This is a genomic window from Glutamicibacter protophormiae (assembly GCF_014647495.1).
GTDB classification, from domain to species: Bacteria; Actinomycetota; Actinomycetes; order Actinomycetales; family Micrococcaceae; genus Glutamicibacter; species Glutamicibacter protophormiae.
The window spans coordinates 450010-475347 of sequence record NZ_BMPH01000001.1 but is presented as its reverse complement, the minus strand read 5'-3'; the positions used below and the strand labels follow the sequence as shown (position 1 = coordinate 475347).

Annotated in this window: 24 protein-coding genes and 3 tRNA genes; 11 read left to right on the top strand and 16 right to left on the bottom strand. The window is 63.8% G+C overall.

Going from position 1 to position 25338, the window contains the following annotated elements; genetic code table 11:
* Positions 1-14 precede the first annotated feature (14 nt).
* Positions 15-1697 carry an ABC-F family ATP-binding cassette domain-containing protein gene (locus IEY43_RS02245; protein ID WP_188946930.1) on the top strand — a complete coding sequence of 561 codons (1683 nt, stop codon included), beginning with the start codon at positions 15-17 and terminating at the stop codon, positions 1695-1697.
* A gap of 15 nt (positions 1698-1712) precedes the next feature.
* Here IEY43_RS02245 and IEY43_RS02240 read toward each other — a convergent pair whose 3' ends face one another.
* Both IEY43_RS02240 and IEY43_RS02235 read right to left on the bottom strand, forming a co-directional pair.
* A complete protein-coding gene (locus IEY43_RS02240; protein ID WP_188946929.1) occupies positions 1713-2363 on the bottom strand; it encodes an AmiS/UreI family transporter in 651 nt (216 codons plus the stop codon).
* Positions 2364-2463: 100 nt separating this feature from the next.
* Positions 2464-4191, bottom strand: a complete 1728-nt coding sequence (locus tag IEY43_RS02235; RefSeq protein ID WP_188946928.1) for an FAD-dependent oxidoreductase — start codon at positions 4189-4191, stop codon at positions 2464-2466.
* A gap of 78 nt (positions 4192-4269) precedes the next feature.
* Here IEY43_RS02235 and IEY43_RS02230 point away from each other — a divergent pair, with 78 nt between their 5' ends.
* A complete protein-coding gene (locus IEY43_RS02230; protein ID WP_188946927.1) occupies positions 4270-5223 on the top strand; it encodes a LysR family transcriptional regulator in 954 nt (317 codons plus the stop codon).
* On the opposite strand, the gene IEY43_RS02225 is transcribed toward IEY43_RS02230, so the two are convergent.
* The 3 genes from IEY43_RS02225 to IEY43_RS02215 form a co-directional block, all read right to left on the bottom strand.
* Positions 5207-5842: a pentapeptide repeat-containing protein gene (locus IEY43_RS02225; protein WP_188946926.1), complete on the bottom strand. Its 636-nt coding sequence runs from the start codon at positions 5840-5842 to the stop codon at positions 5207-5209. The two genes, IEY43_RS02230 and IEY43_RS02225, sit on opposite strands and share 17 nt — an antisense overlap.
* Before the next feature lie 57 nt (positions 5843-5899).
* The gene (locus IEY43_RS02220) at positions 5900-6799 is read right to left on the bottom strand and encodes a VOC family protein (protein WP_188946925.1); all 900 of its coding nucleotides are present in this window, start codon (positions 6797-6799) and stop codon (positions 5900-5902) included.
* A 165-nt stretch (positions 6800-6964) separates the two neighbouring features.
* On the bottom strand, positions 6965-7852 hold the full coding sequence (locus IEY43_RS02215) for an SDR family NAD(P)-dependent oxidoreductase (RefSeq protein ID WP_188946924.1): 888 nt from the start codon (positions 7850-7852) through the stop codon (positions 6965-6967).
* A 162-nt stretch (positions 7853-8014) separates the two neighbouring features.
* On the opposite strand from IEY43_RS02215, the gene IEY43_RS02210 reads away from it, so the two are divergent.
* From IEY43_RS02210 to IEY43_RS02170, 9 genes are all read left to right on the top strand, one after another.
* Complete coding sequence (locus IEY43_RS02210) at positions 8015-8515, top strand: Lrp/AsnC family transcriptional regulator (protein WP_188946923.1); 501 nt, start codon at positions 8015-8017, stop codon at positions 8513-8515.
* A gap of 170 nt (positions 8516-8685) precedes the next feature.
* Positions 8686-9771, top strand: a complete 1086-nt coding sequence (gene hisC, locus IEY43_RS02205; RefSeq protein WP_188946922.1) for a histidinol-phosphate transaminase — start codon at positions 8686-8688, stop codon at positions 9769-9771.
* Positions 9768-11171 (top strand): amino acid permease, encoded by a 1404-nt coding sequence (locus IEY43_RS02200; protein WP_188946921.1) that lies wholly within the window; start codon positions 9768-9770, stop codon positions 11169-11171. Before hisC ends, IEY43_RS02200 begins: the two co-directional genes overlap by 4 nt.
* A gap of 147 nt (positions 11172-11318) precedes the next feature.
* A tRNA-Ala gene (locus IEY43_RS02195) sits at positions 11319-11391 on the top strand.
* A 216-nt stretch (positions 11392-11607) separates the two neighbouring features.
* The gene (locus tag IEY43_RS02190; protein ID WP_188946920.1) at positions 11608-12105 is read left to right on the top strand and encodes an SRPBCC domain-containing protein; all 498 of its coding nucleotides are present in this window, start codon (positions 11608-11610) and stop codon (positions 12103-12105) included.
* A gap of 121 nt (positions 12106-12226) precedes the next feature.
* A tRNA-Ala gene (locus IEY43_RS02185) sits at positions 12227-12299 on the top strand.
* A 156-nt stretch (positions 12300-12455) separates the two neighbouring features.
* Entirely contained in the window at positions 12456-13493 is a 1038-nt protein-coding gene (locus IEY43_RS02180; RefSeq protein WP_229777222.1) for a magnesium and cobalt transport protein CorA, read from the top strand.
* Positions 13475-14104 (top strand): GyrI-like domain-containing protein, encoded by a 630-nt coding sequence (locus IEY43_RS02175; protein WP_188946918.1) that lies wholly within the window; start codon positions 13475-13477, stop codon positions 14102-14104. The genes IEY43_RS02180 and IEY43_RS02175 overlap by 19 nt, the downstream gene beginning before the upstream one ends.
* 30 nt (positions 14105-14134) lie before the next feature.
* Positions 14135-14827 carry a DNA alkylation repair protein gene (locus IEY43_RS02170; RefSeq protein ID WP_188946917.1) on the top strand — a complete coding sequence of 231 codons (693 nt, stop codon included), beginning with the start codon at positions 14135-14137 and terminating at the stop codon, positions 14825-14827.
* 74 nt (positions 14828-14901) lie between these two features.
* Here the strand turns inward: IEY43_RS02170 and IEY43_RS02165 are convergent, their stop codons facing one another.
* From IEY43_RS02165 to obgE, 11 genes are all read right to left on the bottom strand, one after another.
* The gene (locus IEY43_RS02165) at positions 14902-15597 is read right to left on the bottom strand and encodes a hypothetical protein (RefSeq protein ID WP_188946916.1); all 696 of its coding nucleotides are present in this window, start codon (positions 15595-15597) and stop codon (positions 14902-14904) included.
* Positions 15594-16064 (bottom strand): hypothetical protein, encoded by a 471-nt coding sequence (locus IEY43_RS02160; RefSeq protein WP_188946915.1) that lies wholly within the window; start codon positions 16062-16064, stop codon positions 15594-15596. Before IEY43_RS02160 ends, IEY43_RS02165 begins: the two co-directional genes overlap by 4 nt.
* Before the next feature lie 302 nt (positions 16065-16366).
* Positions 16367-17812, bottom strand: coding sequence for an IS481 family transposase (locus IEY43_RS02155; RefSeq protein WP_188946914.1), 1446 nt, complete (start codon positions 17810-17812; stop codon positions 16367-16369).
* 325 nt (positions 17813-18137) lie between these two features.
* Positions 18138-18213, bottom strand: a tRNA-Ala gene (locus IEY43_RS02150).
* Between the two features lie 74 nt (positions 18214-18287).
* A complete protein-coding gene (gene rsfS / locus IEY43_RS02145) occupies positions 18288-18665 on the bottom strand; it encodes a ribosome silencing factor (protein WP_188946913.1) in 378 nt (125 codons plus the stop codon).
* Between the two features lie 58 nt (positions 18666-18723).
* Positions 18724-20268 carry a hypothetical protein gene (locus IEY43_RS02140; RefSeq protein WP_188946912.1) on the bottom strand — a complete coding sequence of 515 codons (1545 nt, stop codon included), beginning with the start codon at positions 20266-20268 and terminating at the stop codon, positions 18724-18726.
* Between the two features lie 77 nt (positions 20269-20345).
* Positions 20346-20951 (bottom strand): nicotinate-nucleotide adenylyltransferase, encoded by a 606-nt coding sequence (nadD, locus tag IEY43_RS02135; RefSeq protein ID WP_188946911.1) that lies wholly within the window; start codon positions 20949-20951, stop codon positions 20346-20348.
* A gap of 2 nt (positions 20952-20953) precedes the next feature.
* Entirely contained in the window at positions 20954-21166 is a 213-nt protein-coding gene (locus tag IEY43_RS02130; RefSeq protein WP_188946910.1) for a hypothetical protein, read from the bottom strand.
* Positions 21167-21280: 114 nt separating this feature from the next.
* Positions 21281-22552, bottom strand: coding sequence for a glutamate-5-semialdehyde dehydrogenase (locus tag IEY43_RS02125; RefSeq protein WP_188946909.1), 1272 nt, complete (start codon positions 22550-22552; stop codon positions 21281-21283).
* 23 nt (positions 22553-22575) lie between these two features.
* Positions 22576-23712, bottom strand: a complete 1137-nt coding sequence (gene proB / locus IEY43_RS02120; RefSeq protein WP_188946908.1) for a glutamate 5-kinase — start codon at positions 23710-23712, stop codon at positions 22576-22578.
* Positions 23709-25292 (bottom strand): GTPase ObgE, encoded by a 1584-nt coding sequence (obgE, locus tag IEY43_RS02115; protein ID WP_188946907.1) that lies wholly within the window; start codon positions 25290-25292, stop codon positions 23709-23711. Before obgE ends, proB begins: the two co-directional genes overlap by 4 nt.
* Between the last annotated feature and the right edge of the window lie 46 nt (positions 25293-25338).

Here is a 25338-nt window from a genome sequence, read left to right as displayed (position 1 = left end):
GATAAGATTGCCGGGTGGCTCATATTGACGTGACTGACATCCAGTATTTCCTTTCCGACGGCACCCAGCTGCTGGGCGGGGTGACCTTCAAGGTCACCGCCGGTTCCAAGACGGCGCTGATCGGTCCCAACGGCACCGGCAAGACAACCCTGTTCAAGATCATCGCCGGCGACCTGAAAGCCGACGAAGGCTCCATCAACCGCACTGGAACCTTGGGCATCATGCGCCAGTTCGTCGGGCAGGTGCGCGACGAGTCCACGGTGAAGGACCTGCTGCTGTCCACCGCCGCCCCGGCCCTGGCCCAGGCCGCCGCAAAGGTCGCCGAATACGAGGCCAAAATGCTCACCAGCGAGGACGAGAAAGTCCACATGCGCTACGCCGAGGCGATCATCGAATGGGGCGACGCCGGCGGCTACGAATTGGAAACCACCTGGGACAAGGTCTGCATGGCCGCCCTGGGCGTCGGCTTCGACAAGGCTGGCGACCGGTTGGCCCGCACGCTGTCCGGCGGCGAGCAGAAGCGCCTGGTCCTCGAAGCGCTCTTCGAGGGCAACGACGAACTGCTGCTGCTCGACGAGCCGGACAACTACCTGGACGTGCCGGGCAAGCGCTGGCTCGAGGACACCATGTCCCGTTCCAACAAGACCGTGCTGTTCATCAGCCACGACCGCGAGCTGCTGAACAACGCAGCCACCCGCATCGTGACCCTGGAACCGGGCCACGGCGGCGCCACCGCCTGGGTGCACGGCGGCGCGTTCGGCTCCTATGTGGAGGCCCGCAAGGAGCGCAACGAACGCTTCGAGGAGCTGCGCAAGCGCTGGGACGAGGAGCACGCCAAGCTCAAGGAGCTGGTGAACATGTACAAAACCAAGGCGGCGTTCCGCTCCGACATGGCCAACCGCTACCAGGCCGCGACCACCCGGCTGGAGAAGTTCCTGGAGGCAGGCCCGCCGCAGGCCATCCCGCTGGAGCAGAACGTGAACATGCGCCTGAAGGGCGGGCGCACCGCCAAGCGCGCGGTGGTCGCCGAAAAGCTTGAACTGACCAACCTGATGAAGCCCTTCGACGCGGAGATCTGGTTCGGCGACCGCGTGGGTGTGCTCGGCTCCAACGGCTCGGGCAAGTCGCACTTCCTGCGCCTGCTGGCCTCCGGCGGCACGGACCCGGAGCGCGAGCACCTGCCGGTGTCCGACGTGGTCATCGAGCCGGTTCAGCATGCCGGATCCGTGAAGCTCGGCGCGCGCATCCGCCCGGGCTACTTCGCCCAGACGCACTCGCGCCCGGATCTGTTCGGCCGCACCCTGCTGGACATCCTGCACCGCGGCGACGAGCACCGTTCGGGCCTGCCGCGCGAGGCGGCCGCCGGCGCGCTGGACAGCTACGGGCTGGCCGGCCAGTCGGAGCAGAAGTTCGATTCGCTCTCCGGCGGCCAGCAGGCGCGCTTCCAGATCCTGCTGCTGCAGCTCTCCGGCGCAACCCTGCTGCTGCTCGACGAACCCACCGACAACCTGGACCTGCATTCAGGCGAGGCGCTGGAGCGCGCCATCGACGCGTTCGAGGGCACGGTGCTGGCAGTCACCCACGACCGCTGGTTCGCCCGCGGCTTCGACCGCTTCCTGGTCTTCGGCTCGGACGGCAAGGTCTACGAATCCGACACCCCGGTGTGGGACGAGACCCGGGTGCAGCGCGAACGCTAAACCCGACAGTGGATGCTACGCGGCGAGGTGCCCGGTGCTGGCGGCGGGCTTGGGCATCCTGCTCCCCTGCCACGCGCTGAAGCACAGGGCCGAGGCCAGGGCGAGGAGCGTACCGAGGCCCGCGGCGCCGCTGGTGCTCCACAACTCGTTTTGCGCGAACAGCGCCGGCACCGTACTCGACGGGATGCCGGCGCTGACCAGCAGCCATCCGGCGAAACGTTGCAGGTCGATGCGCCCCAGCCTGCTCACGCCCAGCGCGTGCTGCAGGAACAGGCACAGCCACATGATCGCCCAGGCAAGCCAAATGACCGCGAAAACCGGGTCGAAGTCCAGGGACGTGAGCGCCTTGTAGACGGCAATGCCCGCCACGAAGCTGCTGAACCAGCCGAAGGCTGTTGCATCGAAGCCGAAGAGCGTATTCAGCCCTACCAGCAGGTAGGTCATGCCGAACAAGTAGCTGGGCCACGTATCGTTGATCAGCACGTGATCGCCCTCGGCCTGCACCATGATCAGCGTGGGCAGCAGGATCTGCACCCCGCCGACCAGCAGGTTCAGCACAGCGGCCGACCGCGCCGGAATCCGGCCCAGTGAAACCAGCCCGTTGACAAACAGGATGAGGCCTACAAAAACCAGCCCGACATGGACCATGGGTTCCTCCACTCGCACGCGGCGCACCCGGATGCGGATCCGGGCATCGGGACCCGCGTCCTGCCGCTAACCACAGTTTCAGATACCGATGCCCGGGTGGCAAGTCCGCGCCGAATCGTTACTCCACGAGTTTGCCTTCCTGGGACACCTCGGTGATCAGTTCCGCGATCTGCGCCGGGACTTCGGGAATCGGTTCGCGGGTGATCCCGGTGCTCGGCGACCAGACCAGGTTCACCTGCAGCGCCGGGTCCATGGCCGGATAGTCGCTGCGGTTGTGGCAGCCTCGGGTTTCGCGGCGTTCCAGCGCCGCTTCCAGCGTGGCGCGGGCGGCCAGCGCCGAGGACTGCAGGTCGAAGGCGTGGGCCAGGTCCTGGTAGCCGGCGATGTCCGGGTGGATTCCCACGTTGGCCATGCGCTGCTCGATGGCCTGAAGCTTCGCCAGGCCTTCCAGCAGTCCGGCCTCGTCGCGCACCACCCCGGCGTGCTCGGTCATCAGGTCGCGGATGGCGCGCTGCAAGTTGCGCACGTTTTCCTGTCCGCGGGATCCGAGCAGCTCTGCGATGTGGGCGCGGGCGGCGGCGATGGCCTGCGCCGAGCGCGGCTGGGAGGCCAGCGACGCGGAGTACTGCGCCGCGTGCTGTCCCACGATGCGCCCGAAGACCAGCAGCTCGATCAGCGAGTTGCCGCCCAGCCGGTTGGCCCCGTGCAGCCCGGAGGAGGCCTCGCCGATGGCGTAGAGCCCGGGAACTTCGGTGGCATGGGTCAGCGGGTCCACCCAGACCCCGCCCATGGAGTAGTGCGCGGTTGGTGCGATCTCCATCTTCTGCTGGGTGATGTCCAGCAGCTGCAGTTCCATCATGGTCTGGTAGACCCGCGGCAGGCGCTTCATGATGACCTCGCGGTCAAGGTGCGAGACGTCCAGCCACACCCCGCCGTTCTCGGTGCCGCGTCCCTCGCGGATCTCGGTGTAGGCGGCCAGCGCGACCCGGTCGCGGGTGGACAGCTCCATGCGCTTGGCGTCGTAGCGGGCCATGAAGCGTTCGCCCAGCGCATTGGTCAGGATTCCGCCTTCGCCGCGCGCGGCCTCGGAGACCAGGGTTCCGGCGTCGCTTTCCGGTTCGATGATGCCCGAGGGGTGGAACTGCACCAGCTCGGGGTCGCGCAGCCGGGCGCCGGCCTGGACGGCCAGGCGGAACGAGTCGCCGGTGTTCTCGTCGCGGCGCGAGCTGCTGCGGCGCCAGATGCGGTTGTGCCCGCCGGCGGCCAGGATCACCGCGTCGGCGTGGATGAGGTAGCCGGTGCCGTGGTTGACGTCGAAGCCGTAGGCTCCGAAGATCTGCCCTTCGGCGGTGAGCAGCTCGGTGATGTACACGGTGTCGAGGATCGGCACCTGCAGCTGCTCGGCCCGCTTGATGAGCGTGCGCTGGATCTCCATGCCGGTGTAGTCCCCGGCAAAGGCTGTACGGCGGAAGGTGTGGGCGCCGAAGAAGCGCTGCGAGATGCGGCCGTCCACCTCGCGGGCGAAGTTCATCCCGTAGCGTTCAAGGTCCTCGATGCCGCGGGCGGCGCCCTGGGCGACCACCTGCACGGTGCGCGGGTCGGCCAGGAAGTAGCTTTCCTTGATGGTGTCGGCCGCGTGCTGCTGCCAGCTGTCTTCCTCGTCCATGGTGCCCAGCGCCGCATTGATGCCGCCGGCGGCCAGGGAGGTGTGCGCGTCGTGGCGCGGGCGCTTGCCCACCGCCAGCACGTCGACGCCCTGCTCGGACAATTCGATCGCGGCGCGCAGGCCGGATCCTCCGGTGCCGATGACGAGGACTGACGTGGATATCTGCTGTTCTGGTTTCATGTTTTCCAGCATCTGCCCGGGTCCACGATACGTCCAATAAATTATCCTCATGATTTCCATAGCAGTAAGCTATGCATCATGAATCTAGAGCAACTTCGAGGGTTCGCCACCATTGCCCGCGTGGGGCACTTCACACGCGCGGCCGAGGCCCTGCACCTCTCCCAGCCGTCGCTGAGCCGGCAGATCTCCACGCTGGAGCACGATCTGGGCACCACGCTGGTCAACCGCACGCGCGGCAACCTCACGCTGACCGCCGCGGGGCGCGCTCTGCTTCCGCTGGCTACCCGGATGCTGGCAGATGCGGAGTCGATTCGCGTGGAGATGGCCGAACTGGCCGGATTGCGCCGCGGCCGGGTGCGCTTGGGCGCGCCGCCGACGCTATGCGTGTCGCTGGTGGCCGAGGTGCTGGAAACCTATCGCGCGACGTATCCCGGCATCGAGTTGCAGATCTCCGAGGCAGGTTCCCGGATGCTGCTGGAGCAGCTCACCGGCGGCCAGCTCGACTTGGCGCTGATCGTCACCAGCGAGCACGCGGTGACCGAGCCAAGCCTGACGCACACCGAAGTGCTGGTGGAGCAGCTGGTGGTGGCCGATTCGATGCAGCATCCTCGATTAGGCCAGGGCCCGGTGGAATTGCGGGACCTGGCAATGGTGCCGCAGATCGCCTTCTCCCCCAGCTACGACTTGCGGGCGGCGACGCAGAGCGCCTACCGCACGCTGGGGCTGAGCCCCAACGTGGTCATTGACGGCGGTGAAATGGACGCAGTGCTGCGCTTCGTCCAAGTCGGACTGGGCGTGGCCATCGTGCCGGCCACGGCCCTGGTCGGACGGAGCCAGCTGCACGGCAGGGCGCTGCGCAGCTCTGCACGCAAGGACACGGATCTTGCCCAGCCGAACCTTGAACGCACCATCGGGCTGGCGCATCGCCGCGACACCCCTCCCGGGGCGGCGGCCATCGCGATGCGCGAGCTGCTGTTGCAGACCGCGGGCCAGTTGGCCCAGCGCCACCCGCAGATCAGCCTGCGATCTTGATACCCAGATGGTCGGCCAGCTGCGGCGCCAGCGACATGAGCTGCAGCTGCGTGACCTGCGCGCCGCGCAGCCCGGTCACCCCGTCGACCATATCGAATTCAAGGCCCGTCAGGTCCACCGAACTCAGCTTCGCCTGATGGGCCGCCAGCACCTTGGCGCGCGAATTGGTGAAGCGCACCCGCTGCAGGGATCCCAAATCCAGTTCGTCGAACTGGCAATCGCGGAATTCCACGTCGCGCAGCGTAGCGCCGCGCAGGTTCAGCCAGCCGAACTTGCAGTTCTCCACCAGCAGCGAGTCGACGCTTGACTCGGCCAGGTCGGCCGAGCCGAAGCGGCTGTGCGAAATGCGGACCTCGTCGAGGCGCACGCCGGCGGCGGCCAGCACCGGAGCAGAGACCTGATTGAGCGAACTCTGCAGCACCCGGGCGTTGCACAGCGAGAAACGGTCGGCGTTCATGCCGGTGAATTCGCACTGCTCGAAGCGCACCTCATCGGCCACGACCTCCCCGTCCAGCCGGGCGAAGCGCAGCTGGTCGAGGTAACCTCCGGCGTCCAGGTCCCCCGCGTAGCCTTCGGCCAGCTCGGGGAGGATGAACGGACGAATTTTGGGCGCTGACATGGTGCTCCTGACGTGCGGCCTGAACGGTACTGCCAGTCAACTGTACGCCCCGCACTCCTAGAACTCGTCGATCACCAGCTTCTTCATGGCGAGCATGTGTTCAAAAGCCTTCGGTCTGGACATCAGTTCACCCATGTTGGCGGGAACGATTTGCCAGCTGACCCCGAACTTGTCGGCGAGCCAGCCGCATTGCTCTGCTTCGGGCACCGCGCTCAAGGCATCCCACACCCTGTCGAGCTCCTCCTGGCCGTCGCACGGCCATTCCAGCGAGACGCCGGGCGTGAAGGAGAAATCCTGCTCGACGCCGGAGTCCATGGCGGTCACCCAGTCATCGTCAAGCGCGATATCGGAAAACATGACCGCGCCGGCCGCCGCGGGCCCGGTGGGCTCGGGATAGGTGACGAACATGCCTTCGCGGGCACCGAAAACTTCCTTGTAGTGCGCCACCGCCTCGGCTGCACGGTTCTGGGCTGGACCACCGAACAGCAGGCTGGGCATCAGGAACGGCCGGGGGTCGCCTTCCTGATCGGTGAGGATCAGCTGCCAGGAAACGTTGTACTTGTCCTGCACCCAGCCGTAGCGGGCGCTGTAGGGGTACTCGCCCAGCTCCATGAGCACCTGCCCGCCGGCCGAAAGCTTGGCCCAGGTGGCATCCAGGTCGGCGCGGGCCGCCTCGATGCCGCCCTCGTAGTCCGTCGGGTCGAAGTTCAGCATCAGCGAGATCGACGGGTTGGGGGTGAAATCCGGGCCGGCGTTCACCAGCGTGATCCGCTGGCCGCGCACGGACACGGCGACCGTCAGGGCTTGGCCGGCCAGCGGCTTCTGGAACTCCAGCAGGCCCTCGGTGGGATAACGGGATTCGACTTCCATCGATCCGCCGGGCAGGGCGTCCGCATAGAATTCTCCGGCTTCTTCACCGGTTCCGTGCATCCACAAATTAACTCTGAGCTTTTGCATGGCTGGTCCTCACAAATATGCGTACTTGCGATACCGATCTGCCCACCGTCGTGCCGGGGTGTGGCCAGGTCGCGCGGCCACGGCGGATGCCGTCCGCGCACACGATGCTACCTGCTGCACTGCGCGCACGGAATACTCCACCGCCGATTGCCTGCCCGGATTTTCCTAGTCCGCCGCCGTGCCGCGCCCCGGGTCCGCGGCCGGTTGGACAACTGCCGGGGTTCGTCCGGAAAAGTCGTCCATGGAGTGGTAGATGCCCAGCACTTTTTCCGCCAGCAGATCCCAGGCCGCGCGGGGCAACACCCCGCGCAGGGCCTGTCCCAGCTTGCTGGTCCATGGCAGCAGCACCATCGGCGTGGCGCGCAGCATGGCATCCCACGCCCGGTCCGCAACCTGCTGCTTTTCAAGCAGCGGGGTGAAAAGCATGCGACGGGCCCCGGCGAACATTCCGGTATCCACGTAGGTCGGGCAGAAGGTGGTCACCGCCAGGTTCCTTCCCGGCTCCCGCTCAAGCTCCAGGCGCAACGAGTCGCTGAAGCTGGCGGCCGCGGCCTTGGACGCCGCGTAGACGCTCATGTTCGGGTTGGACACCAGTGCCGCCGCCGAGGCGATGGTCAGGATGCGGCCCGGGCGCTGCAGGCCGAGCTGGGGCAGCAGCGCGTGGGTCAGGTACATGGGCGCCAGCGCGTTGACCGCCATGGCGGAACTGATCTGCCCCGTGCTGTGCTGGGCAAAGGGTTTGCCCGTCACCACCCCGGCGTTGTTGACCAGCACGTCGATCCCTCGGGCGGACAAGGCCTGCGACGCTGCTTCGGCGATCTGCGCGGGGTCGGCCAGGTCGACAACCTGGGTTTCGACGGATTCATGCCCGAACGCTGCACACAGTTTGCCTGCGGTTTCTTCCAGCAGCTGCGCATTGAGGTCCCAGAGGACCACCCGCGCGGCATGTTCTGCGCAGGCCCGGCGGGCGAACAGCTCCCCCATGCCCTGGGCCGCCCCGGTGATCAGCACCGTCAAACCGTGGACCGATTCCAAAACCTGCGTGCGCGCCATGGTGCACCTTTCCCTGTGGGTCTGAAAAGGCCAGAATATCTTGTGAGATGCCCCATAGGGGTGAGGCTGCCCCGGCGCCCCGGGCAGCCGGTGCACCACGCTAGCCTTGAATCTGCGGGATCGCTCCGCACCCCGGGCAACCGACGACGAAGTGAGGACCGAATGCGCATCGACCAATTGGATGCAGACCTGATTGAGCTGCTCACCGACTCCCCCATGCTGCCGGTCATGGAGTGCGCCCGCCGCCTCGGGGTGGCCCGCGGCACCGTCAGCAGCCGGCTGGCCCGGCTGCACGAGGCCGGGGTGATCCGCGGGATCGTCCCGCGCATCGAGCCCGCCGGCTTCGGATACACGCTGGTGGCCTTCTGTTCGGTGGAGATCATCCAGAAGTACGGACACGATCCGGTAGCCACCGCCCTGGAGGAGGCGATCCCGGAAATCGTGGACATGTACACCGTCACCGGGACCTCCGACCTGCAGCTGCGCGTCGTGGCCCGCACCCCGGAAGACCTGCAGGACATCTTCAACAGGATCAACACCGTCCCGGGTGTCGCGCGCACCTCCTCGTCCTTCGCGCTGCACGAGCATTTCCAGGGACGCACGCTGCCCCTGGTAGAAGCCTGTGCGAAAGCCGGTTCGGCGACTGTGCAGACTGACCAGTAAAATGGGGTGTTGACCAATTTTCGCTATGCAGGTTGCATAGCGGTGCGCGCGGCGATTGAAACGGCGGAAGACGCCGCCCTAGAGTCGTAGCTTGTGAATCGCGACACGCGAGGATATGAGCGGGGCCACCCGCACCCCCATTTGTGCCCATGGTCTTCAGAGAGGAACCCATGACCCTTCACCAGCGCCCTTCATTGCAGGCAGTTCCCGCTTACAAGCAGGGAAAGCCCGCCGCCGCTGGAGCCTCCAAGCTCTCGTCCAACGAGTCGCCGCACGAACCGCTGCCGTCGGTGCTCGACGCCATCCGCGACGGACTCCAGAGCATCCACCGCTACCCGAGCATCGCCGCCCCACAGGTCACTGCCGAATTGGCCGCCCTGCACAACGTGGATCCGGCGCACCTGACCCTGGGTGCCGGCTCCGTCGAGGTTGCAGCGCAGCTGATCCATGCGGTCGCCGCCGAGGGCGATGAGGTCATGTACGCATGGCGCTCCTTCGAGGCCTACCCGTCGCTGGTGCGCATCGCCGGGGCAACCCCGGTCGAGGTGCCGCTGGACGCCGAGGCCAAGCACGACCTGGACGCCATGCTGGCCGCGGTGACCGAGAAGACCCGTCTGATTTTCATCTGCAACCCGAACAACCCGACCGGCACCGTGGTGGAAGCCGAGGCGCTGGAGCGCTTCATCGCCGCCGTGCCGCGCGAGGTGCTGATCGTGATCGACGAGGCCTACGTGCACTTCGACCGCTCGGCAGTGCGCGCCGACGGCGTGGAGCTGTTCAAGAAGAACCCGAACGTCGCGGTGCTGCACACCTTTTCCAAGGCCTACGGCCTGGCCGGCCTGCGCATCGGCTACGCCATCAGCCCGCTGGAGGTGGCCGAGAACCTGCGCAAGGTCGCCATCCCGTTCGGCGTCTCGGATCTGGCCCAGCGCGCGGCAGTCGCCTCGCTGCACGCCGCCGACGAGCTGGCGCTGCGGATCAACGAGGTGGTCGCCCAGCGCGAGCGCATGTACGCGGGCCTGGCCGCCGCCGGCTACCCGGTCATCGCCTCCGAGGCCAACTTCGTGTGGCTCGCCGCCGGTGCCGACACCGCGCAGATCGAAGCCCGCCTTGAGGCCGGCGGCGTGGTCGCCCGCGCCTTCCCGGGCGAGGGCCTGCGCATTTCCTCCGGTTCCGCGCTGGATGTGGACCGCGTGCTGGCCGCGCTGGGCGCCGATTCCGCCGCCGTGGCCGCCACCGAAGGGGCCACCGCGTGAGCGCGGCCGTGAAGGACCAGCCCGAGCAGCAGCTGCACGCGGGGCTGACCCGCCGCCAGATTTCCATGATGGGCCTGGGCGGCGCGATCGGCGCCGGCTTGTTCGTCGGTTCCGGCCAGGCGATCTCCATCGCCGGCCCGGCCGTGCTGGTGTCCTACCTGCTGGCCGGCACCGTGATCATCGTGATCATGGCCATGCTGGCCGAGATGGTCGCCGCCAACCCTTCATCGGGCGCCTTCAGCACCTTCGCCCACAAGGCGATGGGCCGTTCGGCCGGAAGCACCCTGGGGTGGCTGTACTGGATCCAGCTGGTTGTGGTGGTGGCCGCCGAGGCCACCGGCGCCGCGGCCATTGTCTCCGGCTGGTTCCCCAGCGTCCCGCAGTGGGGCTGGGTCCTGCTCTTCGTGATCGCCCTGTCCGGCGCGAACCTGCTGGGCGTGCGCAACTACGGCCGCTTCGAATACTGGTTCGCCGTCATCAAGGTCGCGGCGATCATCGCCTTCCTGGTGCTCGGCGCCCTGGTGCTCACCTACGTCATCCCGACCGATCAGCCGGTGGGTCTGGGGAACCTCGCCGCGCATAGCGGATTCGCCCCGGGCGGCATGGCAGGCATCGCCGCCGCGGTGCTGATCGTGATCTTCTCCTTCGGCGGCACCGAAGTGGTGGCCATCGCCGCCGCCGAATCCAACAATCCGGCGGACAACATCAAGCGCGTAGTGCGCTCGGTGATGGCTCGAATCCTGGTCTTCTACCTGGGCTCTATCCTGGTCATCGTCGCCGTGGTGCCGTGGAACGACCCCGCGATCAAGGACGGCCCCTTCGCCGCGGTGCTCAGCGTGCTGAACATCCCTGGTGTCGAGATCGTCATGAATGCAGTGGTGGTCATCGCGCTGCTCTCGGCCATGAACGCCAACATCTACGGCTCCTCGCGCATGCTGTACTCGCTGGGCAAGCGCAAGCTGGCCCCCGTGGCCGCGACCCACGTGACCGGCAAGGGGGTGCCCGCCAAGGCCGTGATCAGCTCAGTAGCCTTCTCCTTCCTGGCCGTGGGCCTGAACTGGATCTGGCCGGAGAAGGTCATGCCGATCCTGCTGAACGTCGTCGGCTCCACGATCATCGTGATCTGGTCGTTCATCGCGGTCACCCAGTTCATCCTGCGCCGCCGCGCCGACCGCAACGGCGAGCACCTGCCCGTCCGCCTGTGGGGCTTCCCGTACCTGTCCATCGCGACCATGGTGGTCCTGGCCGGCATCGTGGGGGTCTCCATGACCGATGAGGCGGCACGCACCCAGCTGCTGCTGACCGCAGGCTTGACCGCAGTCATCTGGATCGTTTCCAAGATCGCGCTGCGCAATGTTCCCGAGGTGATCGATGTGGAGCACGTCGACGAGGTCGCCTAGCTCATCGTCCAACGGCTCCGATCCGCGCTGCGGGTCGGAGCCGTTGTTCACTTCGAAGCGCATTTCACTTGGTGCGATGTTCGATTTCGCGTTCCCGGAATTGTGTTCTATGATTATCAAGTTGCCTCATCAGGCAGCAATCCTCACGGGGGTATGGCGCAGTTGGTAGCGCGTCTGCATGGCATGCAGAAGGTCAGGGGTTCGAATCCCCTTACCTCCACGAAAATCAATCCCAGGATGCCTAGGCATCCTGGGATTTTTTCTTGTCCGGGCTCGATAAACCCACTCCTACAGCGGATTCGCCCACACTGCAGACATTTCGAACTCGACTCGTTAGCCTTGGCTCAACAACTCTCATTGCGGTCCTGACGCAGTGCCCTCAAGCTCCACGAGCACCAACCAGACCTGCAGCAGCGACCACCGACAAGGAGCCGGCATGAGCACACCGAAACCCAGCGGACGCGTGGAGAAAAATGCGAACGGAATCGACCTCGTCCTGACCCGAATACTTCCCCTCGAACTTCAGGAAGCATGGGCGGCAATCACCGAGTCGGAGAAGACATCACGGTGGATCGGGCGCTGGGAGGGAACCGGCGCCCAGGGACAGACCATCAGGCTGCAGATGGGCTTCGAAGGGGGCAGTTCCTGGTCCGACGTCGTCATCACCGAATGCAGGGCACCGAATTATCTGCGGGTTCAAACCGTCGACGATTCCGGATCATGGGACCTGTCTATCGACTTGGCATCAGCGGATGAAGCTACTGAACTGCGTTTCGTGCACCGTGGACTCGTCCCAGGAGCGGTCGGAGACATCGGACCGGGCTGGGAATACTACCTCGACCAGTTGCTCGCTTCTATCACGGGTGGGCCGCTTCCCGTCTGGGATGACTACTACCCCGCCCAACGGGGATACTTCCAAGGGCAGGAAGGCTGAGCGGTTCCGATCTGACCGGCTCAGGCGTCTTCGCACGGTCGATAGTTGACGTCAACACTCCCAAATTTGGGCGCGCCCAGTTTTGCGTTGAAAGTCGATCGGAGTAGTGTTTATCCGGTAGGGGGCTATAGCTCAGTTGGTAGAGTGCTTCGTTCGCAATGAAGAGGTCAGGGGTTCGACTCCCCTTAGCTCCACGGCTTCCCGGCCGGGTTCATGATTCATGAGCCCGGCTGTTTCCATATCATTCGCTTCCACAATTCGACGTGTGGCAGGTTCGCAGAGAAACCAGCCAAGAGAGCGGGTCTCGTCCCATGGCAGGTAGTCTCCCTCGTCGGTCACCGAAGCACAACATGCCAAGCCGCGTACCGGCGATCTTCCGCTTCATCCAGGATGGGGCGGTCATTCAAGCCCCCGAGGATGCCACCATCGCATCGGTCTTGGAGTTCCCCCGGACTGATGCAAACCGGATTGGTCTGGCAATCTACCCGGCGCCTTCTCCCGCGGACATCCACCAGCTGGCTGAGGCCTGGAAGCTGCACCCCGTGCTGGTTGACGACCTGCTCCACGCCGGACAGCGTCCGAAGCTCGAACGCTATGGGGACGTGACATTGCTGGTTGTCCGATCTGCGCTGTACCTTGACGAGGCCGAAGAAGTTGAGCTTTCGGAGTTCCACGTACTGCTTCGGCCCGGGGCGTTGGCAATCCTATGCCAGGACAACCGCTGGATTAACGGAATCCCGGGCCGCGACTGGGCCTCGGGCATCGGCAGCAGCCAAGCCGTTCTGGACCATCAGCTCCTGGCTAACCAGGCATTGCTGAAGTTGGGGGCCGAAGCGATTCTCTACCGCCTGCTGGACGAGATCGTCGACGGGTACGTCCCTGCCCTGCAGGGGCTTGGCATCGACAAGGAACAGATCGAGCTGCAGGTTTTCGGCGGCGATGCCACTGTCACCGAGCGAATCTACCGCCTCAGCCAGGAAGTCATCGACATGCAGCATGCGACTGCATCGCTCAGCGAGGTCGTTCGCTCGCTGGCTTCCGGCTTCGAGAAATACAACGTTCCCGGTGAACTGCAGACCTACCTCCAGGACGTGTCGGACCACCTGACGCGGGCCCATACCCAAACACAGGAGTACCGGGATGCCCTGTCCCAGATTCTCAACGTGAACTCCACGCTGGTGGCCCAACGCCAGAACGAGGACATGAAGAAGATCTCCGGTTGGGCGGCCATCTTGTTCGCTCCGACGCTCATTGCCGCAGTTTATGGCATGAACTTCGACAATATGCCTGAGCTGCATTGGGCGCTCGGGTATCCCGTGGCGATCGCGGGCATGGTCCTGTTTGCCGCCGGGCTCTATGGTGTCTTCAAATGGAGGAAGTGGTTCTAGTGGACAAAATCGATTTCAAGAAAACCGATTCCTATCGCGCACCTAAGTCCTTCCAGTTCGTAGAGGTGCCGCAGATGCAGTACCTCATGATCGATGGGCATGGTGACCCGAACACAGCCCAGACTTACCAAGATGCATTGCAAACCCTTTACCCCGTGGCCTACAAGCTGAAGTTCTCCAGCAAACAGGCAGGTCGGGACTACGTGGTGCCACCATTGGAAGGTCTCTGGTGGGCCGAGAGAATGGATTCCTTCACCTCAGCGCGCGACAAATCCCAGTGGGACTGGACAATGATGCTGATGGTCCCCGATTGGCTCGGCCCGGAAGACGTCGCAAAGGCGCTGGGCGCCGCACAGAACTCGGCCGACCTTCCCGCCGGCGACAAGATCCGCCTTGGAAACCTGTCCGAAGGCCGCTGCCTCCAGGTGCTGCACATCGGCTCGTATGATGACGAAGCGCCAGTTTTGGCTCGAATGCACCAGTACATCAAGGATCAAGGCCTGGATCTGACCGGGAAGCATCACGAGATCTACCTCTCCGACCCTCGTCGAGTCCAACCCGAGAAGCTTCGCACCATATTGCGCCAGCCGGTGGTCCCGGCCGCGAACTAAATATCCCACGAGAGAATCTAGGAGCAAGTCATGAGCACTGTACTGACCCCGCAGAGCACGGTGGCCGAGGTTCAAACGGCTCTCGCCGAGTTGGAAGACCCGCGTATGCGTGCGGTCAATGAAAAGCACGGCGACGACCTCGGAGTGAATCTCTCCAAGCTTCGTGGGCTGGCGAAAGCCCTGAAAAGCAATCAGGAATTGGCACAGCGGCTATGGGCAACCGGCGAGACTGCCACGCGTCTGGTCGCCATCCTGATCTGCAAGCCACGTATGTTCAGCCTTGATGATCTGGAACGGTGGCTCCGCGAAGCCAGGACTCCAAAGGTACAGGGCTGGTTCGTGAACTACGTAGTGAAGAAGAGCAAGCACCTGGAAGACCTCCGAAAGCTCCTTATGCACGACTCCGATCCTGTTGTTGCCAGTGCCGGCTGGGAATTGACTGCGCACCAGGTCGTCAAGGCTCCGGAGAATCTGGAGCTTGCGCAATTGCTGGACATCGTCGAAGCCGAAATGAAGACCGCACCCGACCGCTTGCAGTGGGCGATGAACAATACCTTGGCTCAGATCGGCATCGAGCATGAGCCGCTGCGGTCTCGTGCACTGCAAATCGGTGAGGACTTGCAGGTTTTGGCTGACTATCCAACACCTCCGGGATGTACCTCCCCCTTCGCACCCATCTGGATCAATGAGATGGTCAGCCGCAAGTCCACTTCACAGCAATAGCCGGCAAGCTGCCCCGCGCGATTTACGTTCCACGACTACAGCCCTGTGCGAGGCAGGATGAACAGGTACCGTGGTCAGTTGGGCTTCTGCGCCAATTGGCCACGGTGACGTGAGGTTGACGCAAGCCAGAAAATCGCCTGGGCAGCAACTACGGTCGCGGTGCCCATCGCAACGGTTCCGATAGTCCAGGCACCCCACACCGTGCCGAGGCCCAGCAAGCCAACCGCTGTCGTTGCCACGGCAACGGCAGCAAACAGGATTATTCTCCTCAGGGTTTCATGGTTCTCGACACCATGCTTCCTCCCGGCTAACAGCTCCTGCGCCTGCACTAGCGCCACGCCGATGCCCGAACCTGTTGCGAACGCAATGACTCCCGGATCCGGGGAAGCAGTTGAAATCGAAAAAATCACTCCTGCGGCAATCACCAAGATTGCAGCCGCGTCGATAGCGGCCGCAAATACCCGCCATCGCCCCGCTCCCCCGTCGAGCTGGCGTTTGCGCGGAATGAAGTCCCACGCTCGGGCAGTCAGCCATCTGCTTGAGACCAAGCCGATGGCCAGGGATCCAGCGGGCGCGACTAGCGCCGCAAACAGGTTATTCGTAGCAACCCATACGACTGCCCCGATGGCGACAACCACCGGTACTGAATGCAATCGTGCAAACCACCATCCACGCAAATAAAGTCCGCGTGCCTCGGCCACTTCGAGAGGATGCAAGAACTTTTTCTCCGAGAAATCTGGCAGATCTACAGCTTCGTTCATCTCATTCATTTCGAGCTCCACGGCGTGGTTTTTATGAAGTCGGTGCCTACTTTGCCTTTGGCGAGTTCGTAGACTTTCTGCCTGGCCACTCCCAGAGAGCTGGCCACGGTGACTGCGCTGTATTCCTCCAGCAACACTTCAATGCTGGCCGCACGTATGGACGCTGCGCGAGTGACCAGATGGGAAGCGAGTGCGCTGACTTCGGCGGCGATGAGAGCGACTACACGCTCTCCCCCGAATTCAGCTGCCCACGAAGCTCGTCCGGAAGCAGCGGCCGCGTAGAGTCGGTCCCCGGCGTCATGGAGATGGGACTCAACAATTTCCGGAGTGACACCAGCCGCTTGGAATCTCCCGACTGCAGCTTCCAAAACAGCAACTGGTTCGCGCCGACGATGCGCGAGCACACGTAACCACTCCGGATCAGCATGAACATCAATGCTGCACGGGATAATGTCACCCCCGGGGTTACACGTCATGCACTCAAGGATCGACCCCATCAGCCATGCTGTCAATAGGTGTTGGGCCACGGATCGTCCAGCAATGCTAAGACATGTCGCCGCCAAGGGCTGGAACGGATAGTTTTGGCACGGTTCACGCCAGCCACCGCCGATACTGCCAAATACGCAAAGCTGGTACGTCAAGTCCGGCCAGTCGGTATGTAATCACTCGGTAGTTTGTTTACACACGAACTCACCACATCGCTGACAACCAAACTCAATACATCGTAGACACGCGGCATCAACACATCGCTGACACCGCGCGCGACGATTCGCCTGTCCTAGGAAGCAGCATCGCCAGACGAATAGTAGATGTCCTCGTACTCGATCCGTTTCTGCGTCCAAGCCGGCTTCGGATCCCTGATCCGGGCTCCATACACCTGCCACAACGGCACTAGACGCGCACTGGACTGCAGCCTGACCGGTAACGGGAATGACACGGATTGCTCGCCGTCAACCATGCTGTAAAGCGTATAAGCATCCTTGCTCAAAACCAGCTGGTATTCACCGATCAAATGAGTCGGTACCTTGAAAATACGACCTCGAAAGTAGATCTGAGGATTCGTACGCCGAATCTGGATCACGTCATCACGTTGATCAGCCAGCACGCTGGGGCTGCCTGTGTGGTTTTCATCCTTCGTACGTCCAGGTATCTGGGGCTCGTCATCGGCTTCCTCTGGTGCAGCCAACTCAGCTTTCGCGGCCAAGGCTTTGTCCACGTACGATTGTGCCTTGGCCTGCAACTGGGCAATATCGATGGCCACGCCATCCGAAGCACGATGATCACCAGCTTCCCAAGCTTGGGCCGGAGTCAGGTACGTGTGCCCTACTTTCAGTGCTTGATGCCGACGTCGGTGGTTGTAGTGGTTTCGATACTGCTCCAACAATATGGACAGCTCCGTCAGGTTCTGCGGAGCGTGGGCATCGAGAAACTTGAGCAGCGTACTGTGACTGCGTTCATTCTTGCCTTGCGTTTGGGGGTGGCTGAACTGGCCGGTGATTGCTTCGCATCCCACGCTGGCCAGGAATATTTCAGTCTGGTTCACGATGCCTTGCCGAGAAAGATTGAATGCCCCACCATTGTCGCTCAGAAGTTGTTGCGGCACCCCGTAGGTCGCGAACGCTGCCTTGAGTGTTTCTATCGCGTCCCGAGCGTTTTCCAGCTGTTCAAAGCACCGCGTGCCCACGTCGAATCGGGACCCATCATCAACGAGCTGGTAGATCATCGCTTTGGTCGCGTTCTGGTCAAACAGCCGATACTCCAGTCCGTCGATCTGCCACAGTTCCATCGGGTGGGAGCGGGCGAAGCGTAGCCATGATTTACGCGGGCGTTTGCGCGGGTTGCGCTGGGTTACCCCGGCCTCGGAAAGGATCCGGCCGATCGTGGCCACCGAGGGGCGTTGCTCACCGAACTCCTCGGTATCGAGGCTTTCGAACCAGATGGATAGTGGCCCGTTGTCCCACCCGTCTTTGGCTAGTCGCTTGCGGATACGCAGGACCATGGCTTTGGTTTGGTCCCCGTAGATGCGCCGGTCTGTTTTCGGAGCTCTGGAATGAGGGTTCAACGCCTTATTCCCCTCCGCGACGTATCGCGCTTTGACTTTGTAGTAGGAGGGCCTGCTGATTCCCAGTTCATTGCAGAACTGCGAGATACTTGAGGAGTCCGGCAGGCCCGGATCGAACTCGATAATTTGGCGGCGCATCGACGCCGATAATGAATTTGACACGTTTAATTATCGAAGTGATCGTTGTCCAGACCGGGCCTGCCAGGCATTCTTGCTACCTGTCAGCGATGTCCTGAGACATCCTGTAAGCGATGTTATGAGTCATGGTGTAAACGATGTCCTGAGAGAGGACATACCGACTAGCCGGACTCGTGGTACCCACTTACCGTATTTAGCAAATGGGTACAAAAAACCGCCCAAAACGCCGTTTCTGGCGTTCCGGACGGTACATTTGGACAAACAGAAAATGACGCCGAAAACTCGACGTCACCTCTGTTATCTTCACTTCTTAAGTTTTATTCGGACGGTGGTTCGAATAAAACATGTATGGTGGAGGTAAGGGGATTCGAACCCCTGACCTTCTGCATGCCATGCAGACGCGCTACCAACTGCGCCATACCCCCGCGAGGATTGCTACCTGATCAGGCAACTCATCTATCATAGATGAAATTTTGAACAGGATGCAAATCCATCGTGACTAGTTCTTTTTGCCGCTGACAGCAGGCAGCTCGATGACCGGGCAATCCGACCACAAGCGTTCCAGCGCGTAGAAGACGCGGTCTTCCTGGTGCTGTACGTGGACTACCACATCTCCGTAGTCGAGGAGCACCCAGCGGCCAAGGCCGAAGCCTTCACGGCGAACCGGACGCAGGTCGAATTTCTCGATCACCTTCGCCTGGATTTCATCCACGATGGCGTTGACCTGAGGCTCGGAACTACCGGAGACGATCAGGAAGGCATCGGTGATGCCCAAACGTTCGGCCACGTCGAGTGCGACCATATCCTCGGCAAGTTTTTCTGCGGCGGCAAGTGCCGCGGTATGCACGAGGGCAATTGAGTCTGCGTGTGCGCCCATGAAGTTGGGTGTCTCCTTTAGGAAGGGGTGGGTCAAGGACTTAATTGTCCTATAAAAACTAGTTGGTCAACAACATGATCAGGCCGGCGACCAGGGCCGCACCGCCAACGCCCAGCGCCACGATCATGGCGATGAGCATGTTATTGGCACGGCGGACGCCGTGAGTCTGCACGTCGAGCGGCTGTAGACCTTGGGCGTTGACTGCCTCGATGCGAGGTAGTTCGACAGCCTTGCTCTCCGGTGCCGATGCCGCCGCTGGCTTGGCTGCCACGGGGGCCTTGGCAACCGGCGTCGGTTTGGCTGCTGGAGCTGGCTTCGCAACAGGCTTTTGTACTGGCTTTGCAGCCGGTTTTGCTGCGGCCGCGGGTTTCGGTGCCGGCTTGGCGGGGGCCTTCGCCGCGGGTTTCGGCGCGGGCTTTACTGCCGGCTTGGAAGCGATCTTTCCCTGGGCGTCCAACGACAGCGAAACGCTTTCGGTTTTCGGACCGGAGACGCCAGTTTTGGCGATCCGTTCTTCTACCTCACGGATATTGCCCATCGCGCCGGTGAAGGGGTCCGATGCAACATCTTCTTTGCCCTGCTTGGAGTTTTCAATACGCAAGCGTTCGCGCTCAGCCGCCCGTCGCGAGATGATTGCGGCACGCGCAGCCATTTCACGTTGGTGGGCCAGCACTTCGAGGTCGATTTCCGAATCATCTTCGCCCAGCAAAACCGGGTCTACAGGAGATTTCGGGTCGTGTGCACGCCGCGCGGCCAAGGCTTCCTCGACGCTCATGACCGTGGTGTCTGGAGCGTTTTCTGCTCCTGACGGCTTGGCGGGCTTGGTTCCCGACACAGGCTTAGCCGCAGCGGCGCCCTTGTTCTGATCGGCCAGGGCCTGCAGGCGCAGCTGTCGACGAGTCAGCGGCTTCGGGTCGTCAGCGGGCTCCACCGTGGGAACGTGGCTTGTCAGCGAGCCGACTTCTTCTTCGAGGCGTCGGCGTTCACGCAAGGCTTCGCGGTCACGGGCGCGGCGCAACGAAGCACGCTCCCCCAATGCTTCAGGCTTCTGCACCGCAGGTGATTCAGCTGACGTCGATACGGCAGTTTTGGAGGCAGCAGGCTTGCTCTCTGCGGGCTTCGACTGCGCGGGCTTGTTCGGCGCGCTCTTAGCCGGCGCGAGTTTGGTTTCAGCGGGTTTCGCCGCCGCAGGCTTGGAATCGACAGGCTTGGCAGGCTGAGGCTTTGGCGCAGACTTGGCGGCCGGAGCCTTTTCAGCGGGCTTCGGGGCGGGTTTCGCTGGAGTTTTCGGGTTGCCGGAGTTGGCGGCTGGCTGCTTGGCCGCCGCGGCCGGCTTAGCTGCTGGCTTGGCGGACGCCTTGGCCTCCGCGGCCTTGGCTGGAGCAGGCTTGGATACAGCAGGCTTTGGAGCCGAAGATGCGGATTTTGCCGCACCAGACGAGTCCTTGGAATCGGAGTTGGCGGATTCAGCCTTGGCCTTCTTGTCCGCCTGTTCCTTGGCGGCCTGTTCAGCCTTGCTATTGGCGAGCAGCGCCTCCATTTCGGCGCGTCGCTTTTCACGCAATGCCCGCCTGCTGGAAACTGGCTGCGAGTTATCGCTCATCTGGTGCTACTCCCGACCGCATAGACAAATACCGTCACCTTAATCGATTATGCCGTGTAATACGGCTCAATGTGAGGTTACGACTCGGTATAGAGCCCATATTTTGCAATGTACTGCACCACACCATCGGGTACCAGGTACCAGACGGGCTTATCCTCTGCGACGCGTACGCGGCAGTCGGTGGAGGAAATAGACAGTGCAGGAATCTCCAACTGGGAGACGTTGTCCCGCCCCATATCGGCTATCACGTAGCCAGGGCGGCTGACGCCGACGAAATGCGCCAGGTCCCAGACCTGGTCGATATCGCGCCAGCTCATGATCTGGCTCATGGCATCAGCGCCGGTGATGAAGAACAGCTCTGCCTCCGGTCGCTGCGCCCGCAAGTCAAGCAGCGTATCCCGGGTGTAGGTGGCGCCCTCGCGATCGATGTCCACGCGGCTGACGGTGAACCGCGGGTTGGATGCTGTCGCAATGACGGTCATCAGGTACCGGTGTTCGGCGTCGGTGACTTTGCGGTCAGCCTTCTGCCATGGTTCGCCGGTGGGCACGAAGACCACTTCATCCAGGTCGTATTCCGCGGCCACTTCGCTCGCGGCAACCAGGTGGCCGTTGTGAATGGGGTCAAAAGTACCGCCCATCACGCCGAGGCGCAATGGGCGGTTCTTGACTTGCTCGTCCGCCAAGATTAGTGGTGCTCAGGGTGGGACTTGAACTGGCGGTGCTCGTCGAAATCGTCAGGCTTGATCTCGTGGCGCAGGCCCACGTTGGTGTAGGACACTACGACCAACAGCAACAGCATGAATGCCAGGAAGATGCCGCCGCCGACGATCAGGGCCCAGGTATGCGAATCCAAACCAGTGGTGCTTGCGGCTGCGGAAGCCATAATCAGCGCGTTCAAGATAATTCTCCAGTTGTTTTCCTCGTTGCCCGCCGCGTCGGGGGCCAGCCCCGGGCAGTGGCCCGAAAGGTCACTTACGTTCTTCTACATGGTACCGAATAAGGCGGTCAGAAACTATTTACGGATGTGCCCATCGCCTTGGACGATCCATTTGGTCGTGGTCAGCTCGGCCAGTCCCATCGGTCCGCGGGCATGCATCTTCTGGGTGGAAATGCCGACCTCGGCGCCCAGGCCCAGCTGGCCGCCATCGGTGAAGCGGGTCGAGGCGTTCACGATGACCGCAGCGGAGTCGATCTCGGAGACGAAGCGCTCCGAATTGCGCAGCGAGGAGGTGATGATCGCCTCGGTGTGACCGGTGGAGTAGGCGCGGATGTGCTCGAAGGCCTGGTCCATGTCATCCACGACCTTGACCGCGAGATCCAGGTCGAGGTATTCGTTGGCCCAGTCGTCCTCCCCCGCCGGTACCATGGTGATCTCCGGAACCAGTGCCGCGGCGCGTTCCTCGGCATGCAGGGTGACCCCGGCCGCGGACAAGGCCTGCAGCACACCGGCAGCGGCCGCGGCGTTCTGGTGGATCAGCAGGGTTTCGACGGTATTGCAGACACTTGGACGCTGGGTCTTGGCGTTGAGCAGGATGTCGGTGGCCATCTCCAGGTCCGCGCTTTCATCCAGGTAGATGTGCACGTTGCCTTCGCCGGTTTCGATGACCGGCACCTTGGCGGTGGTGACCACACGCTGGATCAGTTCTCGCCCGCCGCGCGGGATGAGCACGTCGATCTTGCCGCGTGCGCCCATCATGGCGTCGGCGCCCTCGCGGCCGTATTCGTCCACGGAGATCACCAGATCCCGCGGCAGCGAAACGGAGTCCAGGGCGTCACGGATGAAGCCGACCAGGGCCAGGTTCGAGTTCAGCGCAGCGGAGCCTCCACGCAGCAGTACGGCGTTGCCGCTTTTCAGCGACAAGCCGGCGATGTCAACGGTGACGTTGGGACGGGCTTCGTAGATGGTGCCGATGACACCCATGGGGACGTTCACCTGGCGCATGCGCAGGCCGTTGGGCAGGGTCTCTCCGCGCACGACGCGGCCCACCGGATCGGGCAGGCCTGCCAGTTCGTGCAGGGCGGAAATCAGCGAATCGATGCGCGGGTCATCCAGCTTCAGGCGGTCCAGCATCGCCGCCGAGGTCCCGTTGGCCTTGCCGGCTTCGAGGTCCTTGGCGTTCGCGGCGATGATCCCTGCGCGGTTGGCGTCGATGGACGCCGCAATGGCGCGCAGGGCCTTGTCCTTCCAGTCGCGGTTGGCGCGAGCCAGCACGCGCGAGGCGCGGCGGGCCCGGTCGGCCAGCTTGTGGACGGCTGCATCGGTCTCGGAAACGGTGAGGGTCATGCACCCATTGTAGGTTCCGTAGCCTAGATCAACGCCAAGTCATCGACATGTACCACGGGTTTTTCGTAACCTTCGCCGAGGTCCGTGAGCAGCGCGGAGGTCGAGCGGCCGTACATTGCCGGCAGTTCCAGCGCGGCGTAGTTCACCAGCCCGCGGGCCACCACGGTCCCCGAGGCGTCGCAGATCTCCACCGCGTCCCCGGCCTCGAAGTCGCCGGTGGCGGAGGTGATGCCCGCGGCCAGCAGCGACTTCTCGCCGCTGCGGATGGCGCGCACCGCTCCGGCGTCCAGCATCAGGCGGCCGTGGGCCACCGCAAGGTGGGCCAGCCAGACGTCGCGGGCCGAGCGGCGGGTGTTGCGCGCGGCGAACCAGGTGCCCACGTCCTCCCCGGCCAGCGCGCGGGCGGCGTTGGCGGTGGAGGTGACCAGGGCGGGAATGCCGGCCGAGGCGCTGAGCGTGGCCGCCTGCACCTTGGTGATCATGCCTCCGGTGCCCACCGAGGACCCCGAGGTGCCCAGGTCGATGGCCCTGATCTCGTCCGGGTGCCCAACCAGCGGGATGCGGCTGCCGCCCTGGGCCGGGTGGGCGTCGTAGACGGAGTCCACGTCGGAGAACAGCAGCAGCGCGTCGGCCTTGACCAGGTGGGCCACCAGCGAGGCCAGGCGGTCGTTGTCGCCGAAGCGGATCTCGTGGGTGGCGACCGTGTCGTTCTCGTTCACGATCGGCAGCACCCCGAGGTTCAGCAGCCGCACCAGCGCGCGCAGCGCGTTGGTGTAGGTGGTGCGACGCATCAGGTCATCCGCGGTGAGCAGCACCTGGGCCACGGTGATCCCCTGCTGCGCGAACTGCGCGGTGTACTGCGCGAGCAAGAGCCCCTGACCCACCGAGGCGGCGGCCTGCTGGGTAGCCAGGTCCTTGGGGCGCTTGGCCAGCGCCAGCGGGGCCAGGCCCGCGGCGATGGCCCCGGAGGACACCAGCACGACCTCGGTGCCCGAGGCCACGGTCCTGGAGAGCGTTTCCACCAGGAAGTCCATCCGCTCTTGCGAGATGCCGCCTTCCACGGTGGTCAGCGAGCTGGAGCCCACCTTGACGACCAGGCGTTTGGCCTGGGGCAGCTGGGCGCGGGAGGTGATTGCGGAAAGGGTTTTGGTGGTGTTCACTGATCTTCCTGGGTGCGCTGCTTCGCCTTGCGCTCGGCGGCCTTTGCATGCACCGACTCGGTCCAGATGCCTGCGCGGCGCTCGGCTTCCAGCTCGTCGCGGGCAGCGGCCTTGGCGGCCTTGCGCTCCTCGTGCTCGGCGCGCTTCTCCTCGCGGGTCTTGCGGTCGCCGCGGTCCTCCAGGCGCACGTCTTCGCCGCGGCGGCTGCCCAGCAGCTCCGCTCCGGCGGCCATGGTCGGCTCCCAGTCGAAGACCACCGAGTTCTCCTCAGCGCCGATGACCACTGCGTCGCCCGGCTTCGCGCCGGACTTGAACAGCTGGTTTTCCACGCCGAGCTTGGCCAGGCGGTCGGCCAGGTAGCCCACGGCCTCGTCATTGCGGAAGTCGGTCTGCATGATCCAGCGCTCGGGCTTCTCTCCGATGACTCGCCACAGCGGTTCAAGGTTCTGCTCTTCACGGCGGATGTAGAATTCCTGCTTGTTCACCGAGCGCGGCCGGATCACCGGCACCTCGACGACCGGGGTTTCCACGACGCGCGAGGCGCGGGCTTCTTCGACCAGCTTGGCCATCGCGAAGGAAAGATCGCGCAGGCCGTCGCGGGACAGCGCCGAGATCTCGAAGACCTGGTAGCCGCGGCGCTCCAGCTCGGGGCGCACGAACTCGGCCATGTCCTTGCCGTCGGGCATGTCGACCTTGTTCAGCGCCACCAGCTTGGGACGCTCGACCAGTGGAATGATGGTGCCGTCGGTTCCGGCGAAGGTGGAGTCGGCTTCGTAGTTCGCCAGCTCGGCTTCGATGGTCTCCAGATCCGAGATCGGATCGCGGTCGGATTCCAGGGAGGCGCAGTCCAGCACGTGCACGATGGCCGCGCAGCGCTCGACGTGGCGCAGGAACTCGTGGCCCAGGCCCTTGCCCTCCGAGGCTCCGGGGATCAGGCCCGGCACGTCGGCGACGGTGAAGCGGACTTCGCCGGCCTGCACCACACCGAGGTTCGGGACCAGGGTGGTGAACGGATAGTCGGCGATCTTCGGGCGTGCGGCGGAGACCGCGGCGATCAGCGAGGACTTGCCGGCCGAGGGGTAGCCCACCAGCGCGATATCCGCCACGGACTTGAGCTCTAGGACGACGTCTTGCTCCTGGCCGGGAATGCCCAGCAACGCGAAGCCTGGGGCCTTGCGCTTGTCGGAGGAGATGGCGGCATTGCCCAGTCCGCCCTGGCCGCCGGCGGCGGCAAGGAACTCGTCGCCCACGTTGACCAGGTCGGCGAGGATGTCGCCGTCGCGGGTCTTGATCACGGTGCCGGCGGGAACACCGAGAATCAGGTCCAGGCCCTGCTTGCCCGGGCGCAGGCCGCCCTTGCCCGGTTCGCCGTTGCCGGCCTTGCGGTGCGGCAGGTGGTGGAAGTCCAGCAGCGTGGTGACCTGCGGGTCCACGCGCAGGATGATGTCGCCGCCGTCGCCGCCGTTGCCGCCGTCGGGGCCGCCCAGTGGCTTGAACTTCTCACGCTTAATGGACACGCAACCGTGACCACCGTTGCCTGCGGTGGCATGAAGGGTAACGCGATCAACGAATGCAGCCACGGGGCCATCTACTCCTAGAAAAGGGGTGCGAACTTCTGCTCGCTTA

Coding starts and splice junctions, on each gene's coding strand:
- IEY43_RS02175 (WP_188946918.1), top strand. CDS start 13,475: ATGGAGGAAGTGGTTCTAGTGGACAAAATCGATTTCAAGAAAACCGAT.
- IEY43_RS02180 (WP_229777222.1), top strand. CDS start 12,456: ATGCCAAGCCGCGTACCGGCGATCTTCCGCTTCATCCAGGATGGGGCG.
- IEY43_RS02165 (WP_188946916.1), bottom strand. CDS start 15,597: ATGAATGAGATGAACGAAGCTGTAGATCTGCCAGATTTCTCGGAGAAA.
- IEY43_RS02230 (WP_188946927.1), top strand. CDS start 4,270: ATGAATCTAGAGCAACTTCGAGGGTTCGCCACCATTGCCCGCGTGGGG.
- IEY43_RS02170 (WP_188946917.1), top strand. CDS start 14,135: ATGAGCACTGTACTGACCCCGCAGAGCACGGTGGCCGAGGTTCAAACG.
- IEY43_RS02215 (WP_188946924.1), bottom strand. CDS start 7,852: ATGGCGCGCACGCAGGTTTTGGAATCGGTCCACGGTTTGACGGTGCTG.
- IEY43_RS02220 (WP_188946925.1), bottom strand. CDS start 6,799: ATGCAAAAGCTCAGAGTTAATTTGTGGATGCACGGAACCGGTGAAGAA.
- IEY43_RS02125 (WP_188946909.1), bottom strand. CDS start 22,552: ATGACCCTCACCGTTTCCGAGACCGATGCAGCCGTCCACAAGCTGGCC.
- rsfS (WP_188946913.1), bottom strand. CDS start 18,665: ATGGGCGCACACGCAGACTCAATTGCCCTCGTGCATACCGCGGCACTT.
- IEY43_RS02140 (WP_188946912.1), bottom strand. CDS start 20,268: ATGAGCGATAACTCGCAGCCAGTTTCCAGCAGGCGGGCATTGCGTGAA.
- IEY43_RS02235 (WP_188946928.1), bottom strand. CDS start 4,191: ATGAAACCAGAACAGCAGATATCCACGTCAGTCCTCGTCATCGGCACC.
- hisC (WP_188946922.1), top strand. CDS start 8,686: ATGACCCTTCACCAGCGCCCTTCATTGCAGGCAGTTCCCGCTTACAAG.
- IEY43_RS02190 (WP_188946920.1), top strand. CDS start 11,608: ATGAGCACACCGAAACCCAGCGGACGCGTGGAGAAAAATGCGAACGGA.
- IEY43_RS02225 (WP_188946926.1), bottom strand. CDS start 5,842: ATGTCAGCGCCCAAAATTCGTCCGTTCATCCTCCCCGAGCTGGCCGAA.
- IEY43_RS02210 (WP_188946923.1), top strand. CDS start 8,015: ATGCGCATCGACCAATTGGATGCAGACCTGATTGAGCTGCTCACCGAC.
- IEY43_RS02160 (WP_188946915.1), bottom strand. CDS start 16,064: ATGACGTGTAACCCCGGGGGTGACATTATCCCGTGCAGCATTGATGTT.